This window comes from Actinomycetota bacterium, from assembly GCA_005774595.1.
Classification (GTDB): Bacteria; Actinomycetota; Coriobacteriia; order Anaerosomatales; family D1FN1-002; genus D1FN1-002.
The window spans coordinates 1-1,118 of the sequence record VAUM01000487.1 but is presented as its reverse complement, the minus strand read 5'-3'; the positions used below and the strand labels follow the sequence as shown (position 1 = coordinate 1,118).

The window sequence follows — 1,118 nt, the reverse complement described above, 5'->3', positions numbered from 1 at the left end:
GCGACCCGCCTGAGGCAGCACCTCGGCCTCGACCGCGGCCGCCGCGTCGCGATCGTCGGCTTCGGCCGCATCGGCTCCGCGCTGCTCGGGTACCCGGGCTTCGGGGCCCGCGGATTCGACGTCGTGGCGGTCCTCGACTCCGACCCCGCCAAGATCGGTGCGCCGGCCGGCGGCCTCACGGTGCTCGACGCCGCCGAGCTCGAGTCCGTCATCGCGCGCGAGGGCGTGGACATCGTGCTGCTGGCCGTGCCCGCGGAGGCCGCTCCCGCGGTCGCCCGCCGCGCCGCGGCCGCGGGGGTGCGCGCGTTCCTCAACATGGCGCCCGTCCTGCTCAGCATGCCCGCCGAGGTCATCGTCCGGCACGCCGACGTCGCGGCCGAGATGGAGGTGCTCTCCTTCCGTCTCGCCGAGTCCGGCTACGTCCCGCCGCTCGCCGCGGCCGGCGCGGGGCAGTCCGCCGCGCTGTCCGCGTCCGCGCTCGAAGGCGCGCTGGCGCCCGGCGACGAGCCGGCCGCCGAGGCGGAGGCGGGTGCGCGCCGGGCGGACGAGCCGGTGCCGCCGTGGCTCGCGATCGTCGTGCTGCTCCTGCTCCTGGGAGTCGTCGGCCTGGGCGCGTGGATCGTGCGCGGGGTCGTCGTCAACAAGGACGGCGCCACCAGCAGCACGAGGATCGAGATCGAGCAACTCGAGGACCGGGTCGCGGACGACCCCCGTGACATGAAGGCGCTGCTCGACCTCGCGTTCGCATACCAGCAGGCGGGCCGCTACCAGGACGCCCTGAACGACTACGACAAGGTCCTGGCCGCCGACCCGCGCAACACCGGCGCGCTCTACAACAAGGGGATCGTCTACCGGGAGCTCGATCTGGACGACAAGGCCGAGGACACCCTGTGGGACGTGCTCGAGATCGATGCCGCCCATCCGCTCGCGGCGGCGGCGCTGGGCGAGTACTACGCCGAGAAGGGGCACTACAAGTCGCTCATCGAGGCGGTTCGTCCGGCCGCGGAGTCCAACCCCGAGGCGGCGGACCTCCAGTACCTGATGGGACTCGCGTACGAGAACCTCGGGCGCCGGGACTGGGCCGAGATGCGCTACCGCCTCGCGTTGCAGTACGTGCC

1 protein-coding gene is annotated in these 1,118 nt (G+C 73.6%); it reads left to right on the top strand.

The features are described from left to right. Positions 1–1,118, top strand: a 1,118-nt coding sequence (locus FDZ70_11185; protein ID TLM65329.1) for a tetratricopeptide repeat protein, incomplete at both ends; no start/stop codon positions are given.